This window comes from Stenotrophomonas sp. GSD10 (assembly GCF_056172695.1).
In genome coordinates this window covers 3979797-3995412 of the sequence record NZ_JAOCMC010000002.1, presented here as the reverse complement: position 1 = coordinate 3995412, position 15616 = coordinate 3979797, and the positions used below count along the sequence as shown (strand labels likewise).

Here is a 15616-nt window from a genome sequence, read left to right as displayed (position 1 = left end):
ATGCCACTCCTGTGCCCGCTTTTCCGTACTTCCCGTCCGCTGCTGTTGCCCCTGCTGCTGGCCCTGGCGGCCTGCTCGGAAGGCAGGACCGACGCACCGGCCACGCCCGAGGTCGGCGTCATCACAGCCAGTGCGCAACCGCTGGCGTTGCAGCAGACGCTGCCGGGCCGGGCGGTCCCGTTCGAGATCTCCGAGGTGCGGCCGCAGATCGGTGGCCTGATCCGCCAGCGGTTGTTCACCGAAGGCCAGCAGGTCAAGGCAGGGCAGCTGCTGTACCAGGTCGATCCGGCGCCCTACCAGGCGGCCTTCGATACCGCCCGTGGCCAGCTGGCGCAGGCCGAGGCCACCGTGCTGTCGGCACAACCGAAGGCCGAGCGCACCCGCGCGCTGCTGGGCATGGATGCAGCCAGCAAGCAGGACGCCGACGATGCCACCTCGGCATTGAAGCAGGCGCAGGCCAACGTGATTGCCGCGCGCGCGGCATTGCAGGCCGCGCGCATCAACCTCGACTACACCCGCGTGGCCGCCCCCATCGACGGTCGCATCGGCACCTCCAGCGTCACCGCCGGTGCGCTGGTCGCGGCCGGGCAGGACGCCGCGCTGGCCACCATCCAGCGGTTGGACCCGGTGTATCTGGACGTCACCCAGTCCAGCACGCAGATGCTGGCGCTGCGCAAGCAGCTCGATGCGGGCCTGGTGAAGGCCATCGATGGCAAGGCGCAGGTGAAGGTGCTGCTGGAAGACGGCAGCACCTATGCGCATGAAGGCACCCTGGAGTTCGTCGGCAGCGCGGTGGATCCGGGCACCGGCAACGTGGTGCTGCGCGCGGTCATCCCGAATCCGGAGGGTCTGCTGCTGCCGGGCATGTACCTGAAGGCGGTGCTGCCGATGGCCACTGATGCGCGCGCACTGCTGGTGCCGCAGAAGGCGGTGCTGCGCAACGAGCGCGGCGAGCCGCTGCTGCGCCTGCTCGATGCCAGGGACCACGTGATCGAGCGCCGGGTCAGCACCGGCCAGGTGGTCGGCAACCAGTGGCAGATCACCGACGGCCTCAAGGCCGGCGATCGGGTGATCGTCAGCAACGGCAGCGCGGTATCGCTCGGCCAGCAGGTGAAGGCGGTGGCGGCCACGACGGCGCAGCTGGCGGCGATGCCGGCGATCGACCCGAACGGCAACACCGACGAAACGTCGCACTGAGGCCTGCCGCACATGGTTCGTTTCTTCATCGACCGGCCGATCTTCGCCTGGGTGATCGCCATTGCGGTCAGCCTGCTCGGCCTGCTTGCGATCCTGATCCTGCCGGTGGACCGCTATCCGCAGATCGCGCCACCGACCATCACCATCCGCGCCACCTACACCGGTGCCTCGTCGCAGACCGTGGAAAACGCGGTCACCCAGGTCATCGAGCAGTCACAGCAGAGCCTCGATCACCTGATGTACATGACCTCGACCAGTGCCTCCGACGGCTCGGCGCAGGTCAACCTGGTGTTCGCCACCGGCACCAATCCGGATACGGCGCAGGTGCAGGTGCAGAATCAGCTTCAGGCCGCCATGGCCACGCTGCCGCAGGCGGTGCAGCAGAACGGCCTGACCATCACCAAGTCCAGTGGTTCGATCTTCGAGGTGCTGTCGTTCACCAGCGAAGACGACAGCATGGACAACTTCGATGTCGCCAACTTCATGGAAGCGCGCATCGACGACCAGATCAGCCGCGTCAGTGGTGTCGGCAACATCCAGCCGATCGGCCAGGAATACGCCATGCGCATCTGGCTGGATCCGGAGAAGATGCGCCAGTACGCGTTGATGCCCTCGGATATCGAGAGCGCGCTGCAGGCGCAGAACACCGACGTGTCGGCCGGTGAGCTGGGTGGCCAGCCGGCGCTGAAGGGCCAGCAGCTGGACGCAACCGTGACCGCGCGCAGCCGCCTGCACACGCCCGAACAGTTCGCGCAGGTGGTGCTCAAGGCTGACGCCAGCGGCAGCGTGGTGCACCTGGGCGACGTGGCGACGATCGGCTTGGGGCCGGAGAGCTACGACAGCATCAGTACCTTCAACGGCAAGCCGTCGGCCTCGCTGGGCATCGAACTCAATGCCGGTGCCAACGCGATCGCCGTGTCCAAGGCCATCGATGCGCGGCTTCAGCAGCTGCAGAAGTACTGGCCGCATGGCTACACCGCCCACGTGGCATTCACCACCACGCCGTTCGTGACCATCTCGCTGAAGGAGGTGGTGATCACCCTGATCGAGGCGATCGCGCTGGTCGTGCTGGTGATGTACCTGTTCCTGCAGAACTGGCGGGCCACGCTGATCCCGACCATCGCGGTGCCGGTGGTGCTGCTGGGCACGTTCGGCGTGCTGGCCGCGTTCGGGTATTCGATCAACACCTTGACCATGTTCGCGCTGGTGCTGGCCATCGGCCTGCTGGTGGACGATGCCATCGTGGTGGTGGAGAACGTGGAGCGGGTGATGACCTTCGAAGGGCTGGCACCGAAGCCGGCCACGCTGAAGGCGATGGGCCAGATCACCGGCGCGCTGGTCGGCATCGTGCTGGTGCTGACCGCGGTGTTCCTGCCGATGGCGTTCTTCAGCGGTGTCACCGGGGTGATCTATCGCCAGTTCTCGGTGACGATCGCCGCGGCCATGATCCTGTCGGTGCTGGTGGCGATGACCATCACTCCCGCGCTGTGCGGCAGCATCCTGCATCAGATTCCCAAGGGCGGCCATCCGCATGGCGACCACGCTGGCGAACCGAGCCTGCTGGGCAAGTTCTTTATCTGGTTCAACCACCGCTTCGAGCGCACGTCCAACGGCCTGCGCCATCGCGTGGATGGTTTCCTTGGCCGGCGCACGCTGGGTGTGCTGTTCTACCTGGTGCTGAGCGTGGCCACCGGCCTGCTGCTGTGGCACCTGCCGGGTGCATTCCTGCCCGATGAGGACCAGGGCATGCTCAACGCGCTGGTGAAGCTGCCGGCCGGCGCCACGCTCGAACAGACCCGTGCGGTGATGGATCGTCTGAGTGCCGCAGCGGTGAAGGACGACAGCGTGCTGTCGATCCAGGCCACCGCCGGCTTCAGTGTGACCGGCAGCGGCCAGAACGTCGGCCAGGCCTTCATCCGCCTGAAGGACTGGGATGACCGCAAGGACGACGCCGATACCATCGCGGCACGGCTCACCAAGGCGATGGCCAGCGTGCCCGATGCGCAGGTGTTCATCACCTCGCCGCCGGCCATCCTCGGCCTCGGTGATGCCGGCGGCTTCACCCTGGAACTGCAGGACGAAGGCGGTGCTGGCCATGCGGCCGCCGTGGCTGCGCGCAACACGTTGCTGAAGGAAGCCGCCAAGGATCCGAAGCTGGTCAACGTGCGCTACGCCAGCCTGGAAGACGCGCCGGTGTACGCGGTGAAGGTGGATGACGCCAAGGCGCAGGCCATGGGCGTGAATCCACAGGACATCAATGAGACCTTGAATGCCGCGCTGGGCGGCGACTTCGTCAACAACTTCATCTACAAGGGCCGCATCAAGAAGGTGTTCATCCAGGGCACCGCCGAAGCGCGCATGCAGCCGCAGGACATCGAGCGCTGGAGCGTGCGCAACCAGGCCGGGCAGATGGTGCCGCTGTCATCGCTGGTCAGCGCGCACTGGACCAGCGCACCGGCCGCACTGCAGCGCTACAACGGCATCTCGGCGATGGAGATCACCGGCCAGCCGTCGCCGGGCGTCAGCTCCGGTGAGGCGATGGCCGAGATCGCGCGCCTGGCCGACACACTGCCGGAAGGCTTCAGCCACGCCTGGTCGGACATGGCCTACCAGGAACAGCTGTCGGGCAATCAGGCGCCGATGCTGTACGCCATCTCGCTGCTGTTCGTGTTCCTGTGCCTGGCCGCGCTGTATGAAAGCTGGGCGGTGCCGTTCGCGGTGATGCTGGCGGTGCCGGTGGGCGTGTTCGGCGCAGTGCTGATGATGAACCTGCGCGGCCTCAACAACGATGTGTACTTCCAGGTCGGCCTGTTGACCACGATTGGCCTGGCGGCCAAGAACGGCATCCTGATCGTCGAGTTCGCGCGCATCCTCGAACAGCAGGGCAGGAGCACCCGCGAGGCGATCCTGCAGGCGGTCTACCTGCGGCTGCGACCGATCGTGATGACGTCGCTGGCGTTTCTGATGGGCGTGCTGCCGCTGGTGTTCGCCAGCGGCGCCGGTTCGGCCGCGCGCCGTTCGCTGGGTACCGGCGTGGCCGGCGGCACGGTCGCCTCGATGGTGCTGGGCATGTTCTTCGTACCGTTGTTCTACCTGCTGGTGCGCCGCCTGTTCCCGGGCCGCGCGCCGGCCGAAGCCACTGCCGCGGAGGCAAGCCCATGAAGCCGATGCTGCTGCGCGCCCTGGCGGCCGCAACGATGACCACCGTGCTCGGTGGCTGCGTGAGCATGGCCCCCATTACCAGCGGCCCGAGGCCCCGGTGCCGGTGCAGTTCGGCAATGCCGCCACCGGCGAGGCCGACCCGGCACTGGCGATGCCGGCGTGGCGCGAGGTGTTCCTCGAACCGCGCCTGCAGCAGGTGATTGCGCTGGCGCTGCAGAACAACCGCGACCTGCGCGTGGCGGTGCTGCAGGTGGAGAAGGAGCGTGCGCAGTACCGCATCCAGCGTGCAGCGCTGCTGCCATCGGTGGACGCCAGCGGCAGCGTCACCCGTTCGCGGGTCAGCGATGCCAACAGTGAGACCGGGGCCACCCAGGTGACCGAGTCCGACGCGGTGCAGGTCGGCATCAGCAGCTGGGAGCTGGACCTGTTCGGGCGCATCCGCAGCCTGAAGGACGAGGCCCTGCAGAACTGGCTGGCCAGTGCCGAGAACCAGCGCGCCGCGCGCACCAGCCTGGTCGCAGAAGTGGCCACGGCCTGGCTGGCGCTGGCGGCCGATGGGCAGTCGCTGGCATTCACGCAACAGACCCTGGACAGCCAGCAGCAGACCTTGCAGCGCACCGAGGCCCGCCATGCGCAGGGGCTGGCCTCGGGGCTGGACCTGTCGCAGGTGCAGACCAGCGTGGAAGCCGCGCGCGGCGCGCTCGCCAGGCTGCAGACACAGCAGGCGCAGGATCGTGATGCATTGCAGTTGTTGGTTGGGGCGCCGCTGGATCCGGCTCTGCTGCCCACCGCGCAGACGCTGGAGGGCAGCGTCGCGCTGGCACCGCTGCCCGCCAACCTGCCTTCCAGCGTGCTGCTGCAGCGCCCGGATGTGCTGTCCGCTGAGCATGCGTTGCAGGCCGCCAACGCCGATATCGGTGCCGCGCGCGCTGCATTCTTCCCGACGCTGACATTGACTGCCAACTACGGCCACAGCTCCACCGCGTTGTCGACGCTGTTCTCGGCTGGCACCCGTGGCTGGTCGTTCGCGCCCAGCATCACCGCGCCGATCTTCCATGCCGGCGCACTGAAAGCCTCGCTGGATGCCTCGAAGATCGGCAGAGACATCAGCATCGCGCAGTACCAGAAGGCGATCCAACAGGCCTTCAGTGAAGTGGCCGATGCGCTGGCCACGCGCGATCACCTGAGCGCGCAGATGGACGCGCAGCGCGCGCTGGTGGCCGCCAGCCAGCGCAGCTACACGCTGGCCGACGCGCGTTACCGCACCGGGCTGGATGGCTACCTGCAGGCGCTGGATGCACAGCGCAGCCTGTACGCCGCGCAGCAGGACCTGATCGCGCTGCAGCAGCAGGACGCGGGCAACCGGGTGACGTTGTTCAAGGTGCTGGGCGGCGGTGCCGACGCTCGGTAACGCGTTCGTTCCGGTAGCTGCCGACCTTGGTCGGCACCCACCAGAAGCGGACGGTCCCGCGTTACGCCACGCGGCCGCGGCGCGCGCGCTCCAGGTGCACCAGCAGCAGCGAGATCGCTGCCGGGGTCATGCCCGGAATACGCTGCGCCTGGCCGATGGTCTGCGGGCGCACACGCTCCAGCTTCTGCAGCGCTTCGGCCGACAACCCGCGCACCGTTGCATAGTCGAACGCCTCGGCAATCGGCGTGGCTTCATGCCGCTGCTGGCGCTCGATCTCTTCGCGCTGGCGGTCCAGGTAGCCGGCGTACTTCACGCCGATCTCCACCTGCTCGGCCACCTTGGCGTCGGCCACCGCCGGGCCCAGCGACGGCACCTGCATCAGCTGCGCGTAATCCAGCTCGGGGCGCTTGATCAGGTCCAGCACGTTGGTTTCGCGGCTGACCGCCACGCCCAGCGTGTCCTGCACTTCACGGCCCAGCGCATTGGCGGGGGTTGCCCACAGCGCACCCAGGCGCGCGCGCTCGGCGGCGACGGCGGCCTGCTTGGTCTCGAACGCGTTCCAGCGGCGGTCATCGACCAGGCCCATCTCGCGGCCGGCCGGGGTCAGGCGCTGGTCGGCATTGTCCTCGCGCAGCTGCAGGCGGTATTCGGCACGGCTGGTGAACATGCGGTACGGCTCGTTGGTGCCGTGGGTGATCAGGTCATCCACCAGCACGCCCAGGTACGCCTCGTCGCGACGCGGGCACCAGCCATCCAGCCCGCGCACCTGGCGCGCGGCGTTGAGGCCGGCCAGCAGGCCCTGCGCGGCGGCTTCCTCATAACCGGTGGTGCCGTTGATCTGGCCAGCGAAGAACAGGCCGTTGACCAGCTTGGTCTCCAGCGAAGCCTTCAGCCCACGCGGGTCGAAGAAGTCGTACTCGATCGCATAGCCGGGGCGGGTGATGTGCGCGTTCTGGAAACCGACGATGCTGCGTACCATCTCCAGCTGCACGTCGAACGGCAGCGAGGTGGAGATGCCATTGGGGTAGATCTCGACGATGCCCAGGCCTTCGGGTTCGACGAAGATCTGGTGGCTGGCCTTCTCGGCGAAGCGCACGACCTTGTCTTCGATGGACGGACAGTAGCGCGGACCGATGCCTTCGATCTGGCCGCTGTACAGCGGCGAGCGGTGCAGCGCGTCGCGGATGATCTGGTGGGTCTGTTCGGTGGTGTGGGTGATCCAGCAGCTGACCTGCTGCGGATGCTCGTCCACCGAGCCGAGGAAGGACATCACCGGCCGCGGCGTGTCGCCGGGCTGCTCGTCCATCACGCTGTAGTCCAGCGAGCGGCCATCGATGCGTGGCGGGGTGCCGGTCTTCAGGCGGTCGACCTGGAACGGGCGCTCGCGCAGGCGCGCGGCCAGTGTGGTGGCCGGTGGGTCGCCCATGCGGCCGGCGGCGTACTGGGTCGGGCCGACGTGGATCTTGCCGGCCAGGAAGGTGCCGGCGGTCAGCACCACCGCCTCGGCGTCGAAGCGCAGGCCGGTCTGGGTGATCACCCCGCGCACGGCGTCGCCTTCGATGACCAGATCGTCCACCGCCGCCTGGAACACGGTCAGGTTGGCCTGGCTTTCGACGATGGCGCGGATCGCCATGCGGTACAGGTTGCGGTCGGCCTGGCAGCGGGTGGCGCGCACGGCCGGGCCCTTGGAGGCGTTGAGCGTGCGCCACTGGATGCCGGCACGGTCGGCGGCATGCGCCATCGCACCGCCCAGTGCGTCGATCTCCTTGACCAGATGGCCCTTGCCGATGCCGCCGATGGCTGGGTTGCAGCTCATCGCGCCCACCGTTTCGATGTTGTGGGTCAGCAGCAGGGTGCGCACGCCGGTGCGGGCTGCGGCCAGCGCGGCTTCGGTGCCGGCGTGGCCACCGCCGATGACGATGACGTCGTAACGATGGAAGGACGGGTTCATGGAGGCTGTTCAGCTGGGGGCGGGCGCGACCGGGGGCGGCGCCGGGGTGGCGATTTTAGCGCCAATCGGGGTGGCGGCGTCGGCGCCATCGGGTCGGCGCCGAAATCAACACTAAAGTTGGCAGGTTTTTTGCAGATAACCCAATAGCACCCACCGTGGCTGGCGCCGCAGGCGCCCGTGACCGGAATTGGAACAGGGGCCGGTACAGGCGCACGGTGGGGGAGCAGAGGGCCGGCAGTCGGGGGACTGTCCGGCCCTGTTTTTTGGAGCATCCCGGCAAAGGCTCCATCCACGCCATGCGTGGATGCCCTTGCGGCGGCACCCAAAACAAACGGCCCCGCGATGCGGGGCCGTCTGCCATCAGAGGTGCCGACATCCGACAGGGCCGGAACAGGGGGATCCAGATGTTCCTGTCGGATATCGACGTAGAGCTGTTTGCGACGGCCCATGTCGTTTTTGTCACTTTGTGACGCGGGCCGTCACTGTCCCCGTAGATTGCGGCTTGGACCGTGTGAAATGCAAGACGGTTCAGCGCTCAAGTGTGCGCTGCGTCCCACGATCCATGTTGCGCCAGGGGGAACCGTTCATCCTCGGCGCGCTCGGTGCCGGCGCCGGGCGGGCCTGCGGCGGGGGTGCCGATGGCTGGATGTTCGACTGCGGCGGGCGACGCATCGAGTCCATGTTGCGCCACGGCGAACCGCCGTTGTACGACGGCCGCGACGGCGGCGGACGGTTCTCGCCACCGTTGCCGGGCGGGCGCGGCGGCGGACGATGGTTGTGCGGCGGGCGGTAGATCGGGCGCGAGTAGTACGGGTTGCCATAGCCGCCGTAGTAGCCGCCATAGCCGCCGTAGTACGGGTAGCCGTAGTTGTAGGGATAGCCGGCCGGGTAGCGGTATTCCACCGACGGCGCACCGTGGTAGTAGCTGCCGCTGCGGCCACCGCTGACATAGTCGTAGGTGGTGCAGCCGGTCAGGGCCAACATCAGGCCACCGGCAAGCATCAGGCGCGTTTTCATGGTGGGTCCCCCCAGAGGACGGGTTGTGCAGTCAGCTTCGTGCGCAGGCGTTGAATCGGCCCTTAACTTCACTGGCCAGGATGAATGGAGGTGAAGGTCCTCATGCTGGCATGACCTGTGCCGGGGTCGCCAGCGAGGAGCCATACGTTAATCTTGCGTCATGAGCGATTCACTGTGGCCCCGTGCCGATGATGTCCTGGCTGCCGCTGCGCGGATCGCGCCGCATGCCAGCGTGACCCCGGTGCTGCGCTCGCGCACGCTCGATGCGCTGGCCGGCGCGCAGCTGGCGTTCAAGGCCGAGCATCTGCAACGCGGCGGCGCGTTCAAGTTCCGTGGTGCCTGCAACGCGGTGTGGTCGCTGGATGCCGATCGCGCCAGCACCGGCGTGGTCACCCACTCTTCCGGCAACCACGGTGCTGCCCTCGCGCTGGCCGCCCGCACCCGGGGCATTCCCTGCCATGTGGTGGTGCCGGAAGGGGCGGTCGCGGCCAAGCTGGCCAACATCGCCCGCCACGGCGCCACGCTCTGGCACTGCCCGCCGACCATCGCCGACCGCGAGGCCACCTGTGCCAAGGTGCAGGCCGATACCGGCGCCACCCTGGTGCATCCCTATACCGACCCGGCGGTCATGGCCGGGCAGGGCACCGCCGCACTGGAGCTGCTGCACAGCGACGGTCCGTTCGACGTGCTGGTGGTCCCGGTGGGTGGTGGGGGCCTGGCCAGCGGCACCGCGCTGGCGCTGCAGCATGCCAGCCCGCAGACCCGGCTGGTGCTGGCCGAGCCGGCCGGTGCCGATGACACGGCGCGCTCGCTGGCCGCCGGCGCGCGCCAGGGCGCCTTCACTCCGGACACGATCTGCGACGGCCTGCGCACGCTGATCGGTGCGCCCAACTTCGCGTTGCTGCGCGCTGCCGGCGCCGAGGTGATCGTGGTTGATGACGCAGCCACGATGGCCGCGATGCGCCTGCTGTGGGAGGTCCTCAAGCAGGTGGTGGAGCCGTCTTCGGCCACCGTGCTGGCGGCGGTACTGGCGCAGCCGCAGCGCTTTGCGGGGCTGCGCGTGGGGCTGGTGTTGTCCGGCGGCAATGTCGACCTGCCGGCACTGCGCTGGGGCGCGCCATGAGTCGCGACCGGCAGCGGCGGCGTACCGGCCTGCTGGGCTGGATCTGGCGGCTGTTCGTGGTGCTGGTGATCTGGCTGCTGGGTGTGACCGCCTGGATCGTCTGGATCGGTGAGCGTGACCAGGCGGCGAAGGCCGACGCCATCATCGTGCTCGGTGCGGCGGCCTATGACGCCAAGCCGTCACCGGTATTCGAAGAACGCATCCGGCATGGCCTGGATCTCTATGAGGCCCAGTACGCGCCACTGCTGATCTTCACTGGCGGCTACGGTGGTACCGGCGCGCGCTTTTCCGAATCGCAGGTGGCGCGGCGCTATGCGCTCAAGCATGGCGTGCCGGACGACGCGATCCTGATCGAGACCGCCTCGCGCAATACCGTGCAGAACCTGGTGGAAGCCAAGCGCTTGATGGATCAGCGCAACCTGCACCGGGTGATCATCGTCAGCGACCCATTGCACATGGCGCGCGCGCTGCGCCTGAGCAAGGCGCTGGGCATCGATGCGCTGGCCTCGTCCACGCCCAGCACGCGCTTCCGCAGCTTCCACACCAGCTGGCGCTTCCTGGTGCAGGAGATCTACTTCTTCCACCGCGATCTGGTGCGCCCGCCGCTGAGTTCACCGGCCAATACCTGAGGGGCCGCCGGGCGTGGCCCGGCGATACCCGGTTCGCGCGCCGGCCCATACCTGCCATTGGTAGGTGCCGACCTTGGTCGGCACAATACTGGCGGTACCGCGATCTGATCGGCGTGGCATGCGGTAGTGCCGGCCGCTGGCCGGCAGATGCCCACCATGGAATCGTGAGGTTGCCGGCCAGCGGCCGGCACTACCAGACCGTCAGGTCTGCTTGCGCCGGATCGGAATCGCCGACACCGGCACCGAGGCCACGTCATGCCCGCCTTCGCGGATCGGCGCGCCAGGGTCCGGCGCCCAGGCGTGGGCGTAGATCACTTCCCAGCTGCTCGGCAGCTTGCCGTCGGCGCGACGCATCGGCTCGTACGCCGCGGCGGCGGCGGCGAAACGACCGCGCCCGGTGAGGGTATGGCGGCGGTCCACGCGGGCGTTGGTCGCGCCCATCGCGCGCAGCTCGCGCATCAGCGAAGGCAGGTCGTCGTAGGTCAGGGTGAACAGGTCGCGGTCCAGTACCGGGTCGCGGAAACCGGCCATCATCAGCGCGTCGCCGAACTGGGCGATCTGCGCGAAGCGGCTCACGTGCGGGCGGTCATCGGCGGCGGCGAAGGCCTCATTGAGCTCGACCAGCGTTTCCGGGCCGAAGGTCGAGCACAGCAGCAGGCCACCGGGCTTGAGCACGCGGCGGAAGCCGGCGAAAACGGCCGGCAGGTCATCCACCCATTGCAGGCACAGGTTGCTGAAGATCACGTCCACGCTGTTGTCGGCCAGCGGCAGTGCAGTGGCGTCGCCGCACAGGCGCTGGAACGGCTTCCACCAGCCGGCCTGGCGCTTGGCCTGGTCCAGCATCGGCAGCGCCATGTCCAGGGCGATCACCTGCGCCTTCGGCCAGCGCTTCTTCATCAGCGCACTGGCATGACCCGTGCCGGCGCCGATATCCAGCACCACCTCCGGCTTGCGTGCCTCCAGGTAGTCCAGCGATTCGATCAACCGCGACTGCACCTCGCGCTGCAGTGCCGCAGCGGCGTCGTAGCGGGTGGCGGCACGCGAGAACGCGCGGCGGACATGGCGGGCATCGAAGTGGGACGGCATTGCGAAATTCTCTCAGAACGTACCGGGGTAGGCGCCGCCGTCGATCAGCAGGTTCTGCCCGGTGAGGTAACCGGCCTGCGCACTGCACAGGAAGGCGCAGGCGGCGCCGAATTCGTCCGGCGTGCCGAAGCGGCCGGCGGGAATCTGCTGGCGGCGGCGCTCAGCCACTTCACCTGCGTCGCCGCCCTTGCCCGCACTGTGGGCGAAGTTGGCGCGCAGGCGGTCGGTGTCGAACTGGCCGGGCAGCAGGTTGTTGATCGTGACGTTGTGCGCGACGGTACGGCGCGACAGGCCGGCGACGAAACCGGTCAGGCCGCTGCGCGCGCCATTGGACAGCGCCAGGATGTCGATCGGGGCCTTCACCGCCGAGGAGGTGATGTTGACGACGCGGCCGAAACCGCGCTCGATCATCGCGTCCACGGTGGCACGGATCAGGGCGATCGGCGCCAGCATGTTGGCGTCCAGCGCAGCGATCCAGTCGTCGCGCTCGAAGGTGCGGAAGTCACCCGGCGGCGGGCCACCGGCATTGGTAACCAGGATGTCCACCTGCGGGCATGCGGCCAGCGCCGCGCCCCGGCCGGCCTCGGTGGTGACGTCGGCGGCGACGGTGCGTATCTCACCGGCACCGGGCAGTGCACGCAGCTCTTCGGCAGCGACCTGCAGTGCAGCCTCGCCACGGGCGACGATCACCACGTTCACGCCCTCGCGCACCAGTGCACGCGCGCAGCCCAGGCCGAGCCCCTTGCTGGCGCCGCAGACCAGTGCCCAGCGGCCAGTGATACCCAGATCCATGCGTCAGTCCTGCCGAATTCGGAAGGCGCTCATTGTCCGCCATCGGCCGGTGACAGGCCGGCAACGAAGTGTTGCAGGGCGGCGGCCACCTCGTCGGCATGGCCGAGGAAGGGCGCGTGGCCGCCGTGGGCGATGGTCAGCGCCTGCGCGCACGGGGTAACCGCCGCAGCGGCCTGCATCGCCGCCGGCGACACCAGGCGGTCACGCTGGCCGGCGATCCACAGGCTGGGCTTGCCCAGCGTGGGCAGCGCGCCGCGCAGATCGGTGCCTTCCAGCAGGCGCAGGCCTTCCAGCAAGGCGCGTTCGGTCGGCGCGCCGCGCTCGACCAGGCGCTGGCGCAGGGTGCGCAGCTCCTCGCGGGCATGCGCCGAGCCCATCACATCCAGCGCCAGGAAGCGTTCCAGGGTGCCGCCGAAGTCAGTGGCCAGCTCGCGCCCGAACTGCTCGAACACCGCCGGTTCCACCGCATGCGGCCAGTCCTCGCCGCGCACGAATCGCGGCGTAGCGGCGATCATCGCCAGCCCGCGCACCTTGGGCAGCGTCGCTGCTGCGTGCAGCGCGAACAGGCCACCCAGCGACCAGCCGCACCACACCGCCGGCGGCGTGGCCGCAGCAATGGCGTTGACCACGAACGGCAGGCGCAGCGGCGTGGTGTCTTCGCGGCTGTGGCCGTGACCGGGCAGGTCGACACGATGCAGGGTGAACTGATCCGCCAGGCGCTCCACCAGCGGCGCGAACACGCCGCCCTGCAGGGCCCAGCCGTGGATCAGTACCAGGTCCGGCCCCTGGCCGGTCACTTCGATATGCATGGGGGAACGACAGCAGACTCAGGCAAAGGCGGGCAGTGGCGGCGGCGCGGCTTCGCGCACGGACAGGGCCACGCGGTCGCGCGCGCTGGCGATGGCTTCGACCAGGCCGCGCACCTGTTCCGGCGTGTGCAACGCGGACAGGGTGACGCGCAGCCGTGCCTTGCCTTCCGGCACGGTCGGCGGCCGGATCGCACCGACCAGCCAGCCGGCCTGTTCCAGTGCCTGGGACATTGCCACGGCGGTGTGGTCATCGCCGCACAGCAGCGGCTGGATCGGCGTTTCCGACGCCATCAGATCCAGCCCGTGGCGGCGCGCTTCGCCGCGGAACAGGGCGATCAGGTCGGCCAGCTTGGAACGCCGCCAGTTGTCCCGGCGCGCCAGGCGCACCGCTTCCAGTGCAGCAGCGGCCATCGCCGGCGGCAGGGCGGTGGTGTAGACGTAGGGGCGCGCGGTCTCGGCCAGATGCTCGATCAGGTCGTCGCGACCCAGCACCAGCGCGCCGGAACCGCCCAGCGCCTTGCCCAGCGTCACCAGCTGCAGCGGAACGTCGTCCACGCCCAGCCCGGCGGCGGCTACGGCGCCACGGCCATCGCCGACCACGCCCACTCCGTGCGCATCGTCCACATAGAACAAGGCCTGTTGCAGGCGTGCCACCAGCGACAGCGCACGCAAGGGCGCGATGTCACCGTCCATGCTGAAGACACCGTCGGTGGCCAGCATCGCCGCGCCCTCCGGCGCATGCTTGAGCTGGCGCATCGCCCCTTCCGCATCCAGATGCGGGTAGCGGCGCAGGCGTGCACCGGCCAGCCGCGTCGCATCGAGCAGGCTGGCGTGGTTGAGCTTGTCCTGCACGCACACGTCGTTCTCTTCGCTCAGCAGCGCCTGCTGCACCGCCAGGTTGGCGGCGAAGCCACTGCCGAACAGCAACGCACGCGGGTAACCCAGCCACTCGGCCACTTCGCGCTCCAGCGCGTCGTGCATCGCGTGGTGGCCGCAGACCAGGTGCGAGGCACCGGCACCGGCGCCTTCGCGCGCGGCGGCATCCTGCAGTGCGTTGACCACGCTGAACTGCTGGGCCAGGCCCAGATAGTCGTTGCTGCAGAAGCCGGTCAGCCACTGGCCGTCCACTTCCAGGCGGACGCCATCACGGCGGCTGACCGTGCGCCGCGTGCGGCGTCGGCCTTGGGCATCGCGCAGGGCGCGTTGGGCGTGGAGGCGGGCGGTCAGGTCGGGGCGGGCCATGGCGGCTGAATGCGGCGACGGGGCGGCTAGGGTAGCGCGTTGCTGCGGCGCCTGCCTGTGCCGCGTCTCAGGCCGCGTGAGCGCAGCCGCAGCCGGGCGCATCGGCACTGATATCGGCATGCACGGTGCCGCCGTGGTCATGCCCTTCGGCATCGACCTGCACCGCCATCGGCTGCAGCCCAAGCCGGGCGAACAGGGCCAGGTCGCGTTCGCTTTCCGGGTTGCCGGTGGTCAGCAGCTTGTCGCCGTAGAAGATCGAATTGGCCCCGGCCAGGAAGCACAGCGCCTGCAACTCGTCGCTCATCGCCTCGCGACCGGCCGACAGCCGCACCATCGCGCGCGGCATGGCGATGCGCGCCACGGCGATCATGCGCACGAACTCGAACGGATCCAGCTCGGCACTGCCATGCAGCGGCGTGCCTGCCACCTGCACCAGCTTGTTGATCGGCACCGAATCCGGATGCGCCGGCAGCGTGGCCAGCGCCAGCAGCAGCCCAACGCGCTGCGCGCGCGTTTCGCCCATGCCGACGATGCCGCCGCAGCAGGTCTTCAGGCCGGCATCGCGCACGTGTTCCAGCGTATCCAGGCGGTCCTGGTACTGGCGCGTGTGGATGATCGAATCGTAGTAGTCCGGCGCGGTGTCCAGATTGTGGTTGTAGTAGTCCAGCCCGGCGTCTTTCAGGGCGCGTGCCTGTTCGCCGCTGAGCATGCCCAGCGTGGCGCAGGTTTCCAGGCCCAACGCCTTCACCCCGGCGATCATTGCCGCCACCTTCGGGATGTCGCGGTCCTTGGGCGAACGCCACGCCGCGCCCATGCAGAAGCGCGACGCACCGGCAGCCTTGGCCTGGCGCGCCTTGGCCAGCACCGCATCGGTGTCCATCAGCTTCTGCGCGTTCACCCCGGTGCTGTAGCGCTGCGCCTGCGGGCAGTACGCGCAGTCTTCCGGGCAGCCGCCGGTTTTCACCGACAGCAGCGTGGAGACCTGTACCTGGGCCGGGTCGAAGTGCTCGCGGTGGACCGCTGCAGCGCGGAACAGCAGCTCGGGGAACGGCAGCTCGAACAGCGACTGCAGTTCGTCGTGTTGCCAGTCGTGGCGGATGGCAGCAGCCATGGCGGGACCTTGGGATACGAGTGGAGCGAGGGCGGCAGTGTGGGTGGCGGAGGATTTACTGTCAACCGCAATGTTCTTTTTATGGT

11 protein-coding genes and 1 pseudogene are annotated in these 15616 nt (G+C 68.8%); 5 read left to right on the top strand and 7 right to left on the bottom strand.

Annotated elements, in window-relative coordinates; all coding sequences use genetic code 11:
- From smeA to smeC, 3 genes and pseudogenes are all read left to right on the top strand, one after another.
- Positions 1 to 1197 (top strand): multidrug efflux RND transporter periplasmic adaptor subunit SmeA, encoded by a 1197-nt coding sequence (gene smeA, locus N4G47_RS18615; RefSeq protein ID WP_475289429.1) that lies wholly within the window; start codon positions 1 to 3, stop codon positions 1195 to 1197.
- A gap of 12 nt (positions 1198 to 1209) precedes the next feature.
- A complete protein-coding gene (gene smeB / locus N4G47_RS18610) occupies positions 1210 to 4359 on the top strand; it encodes a multidrug efflux RND transporter permease subunit SmeB (RefSeq protein WP_475289425.1) in 3150 nt (1049 codons plus the stop codon).
- Positions 4356 to 5770 (top strand): annotated as a pseudogene (smeC, locus tag N4G47_RS18605) (multidrug efflux transporter outer membrane subunit SmeC). Before smeB ends, smeC begins: the two are co-directional and overlap by 4 nt.
- 61 nt (positions 5771 to 5831) lie before the next feature.
- Here smeC and mnmG read toward each other — a convergent pair.
- On the bottom strand, positions 5832 to 7721 hold the full coding sequence (mnmG, locus tag N4G47_RS18600) for a tRNA uridine-5-carboxymethylaminomethyl(34) synthesis enzyme MnmG (protein WP_475289423.1): 1890 nt from the start codon (positions 7719 to 7721) through the stop codon (positions 5832 to 5834).
- 528 nt (positions 7722 to 8249) lie between these two features.
- Positions 8250 to 8738 (bottom strand): hypothetical protein, encoded by a 489-nt coding sequence (locus N4G47_RS18595; protein WP_475289420.1) that lies wholly within the window; start codon positions 8736 to 8738, stop codon positions 8250 to 8252.
- A gap of 160 nt (positions 8739 to 8898) precedes the next feature.
- Here N4G47_RS18595 and N4G47_RS18590 point away from each other — a divergent pair, with 160 nt between their 5' ends.
- Together N4G47_RS18590 and N4G47_RS18585 are read left to right on the top strand one after the other, a co-directional pair.
- The gene (locus N4G47_RS18590) at positions 8899 to 9861 is read left to right on the top strand and encodes a pyridoxal-phosphate dependent enzyme (RefSeq protein ID WP_475289416.1); all 963 of its coding nucleotides are present in this window, start codon (positions 8899 to 8901) and stop codon (positions 9859 to 9861) included.
- Complete coding sequence (locus N4G47_RS18585; RefSeq protein ID WP_475289979.1) at positions 9846 to 10490, top strand: YdcF family protein; 645 nt, start codon at positions 9846 to 9848, stop codon at positions 10488 to 10490. The genes N4G47_RS18590 and N4G47_RS18585 overlap by 16 nt, the downstream gene beginning before the upstream one ends.
- A gap of 201 nt (positions 10491 to 10691) precedes the next feature.
- Here N4G47_RS18585 and bioC read toward each other — a convergent pair whose 3' ends face one another.
- The 5 genes from bioC to bioB form a co-directional block, all read right to left on the bottom strand.
- On the bottom strand, positions 10692 to 11576 hold the full coding sequence (bioC, locus tag N4G47_RS18580; RefSeq protein WP_107232504.1) for a malonyl-ACP O-methyltransferase BioC: 885 nt from the start codon (positions 11574 to 11576) through the stop codon (positions 10692 to 10694).
- A 12-nt stretch (positions 11577 to 11588) separates the two neighbouring features.
- Positions 11589 to 12368, bottom strand: coding sequence for an SDR family oxidoreductase (locus N4G47_RS18575; protein ID WP_475289410.1), 780 nt, complete (start codon positions 12366 to 12368; stop codon positions 11589 to 11591).
- Positions 12369 to 12397: 29 nt separating this feature from the next.
- Positions 12398 to 13177, bottom strand: coding sequence for a pimeloyl-ACP methyl ester esterase BioH (gene bioH / locus N4G47_RS18570; RefSeq protein WP_475289408.1), 780 nt, complete (start codon positions 13175 to 13177; stop codon positions 12398 to 12400).
- 18 nt (positions 13178 to 13195) lie between these two features.
- Entirely contained in the window at positions 13196 to 14419 is a 1224-nt protein-coding gene (bioF, locus tag N4G47_RS18565; RefSeq protein WP_475289405.1) for an 8-amino-7-oxononanoate synthase, read from the bottom strand.
- Between the two features lie 67 nt (positions 14420 to 14486).
- Complete coding sequence (gene bioB, locus N4G47_RS18560; protein ID WP_475289401.1) at positions 14487 to 15530, bottom strand: biotin synthase BioB; 1044 nt, start codon at positions 15528 to 15530, stop codon at positions 14487 to 14489.
- Between the last annotated feature and the right edge of the window lie 86 nt (positions 15531 to 15616).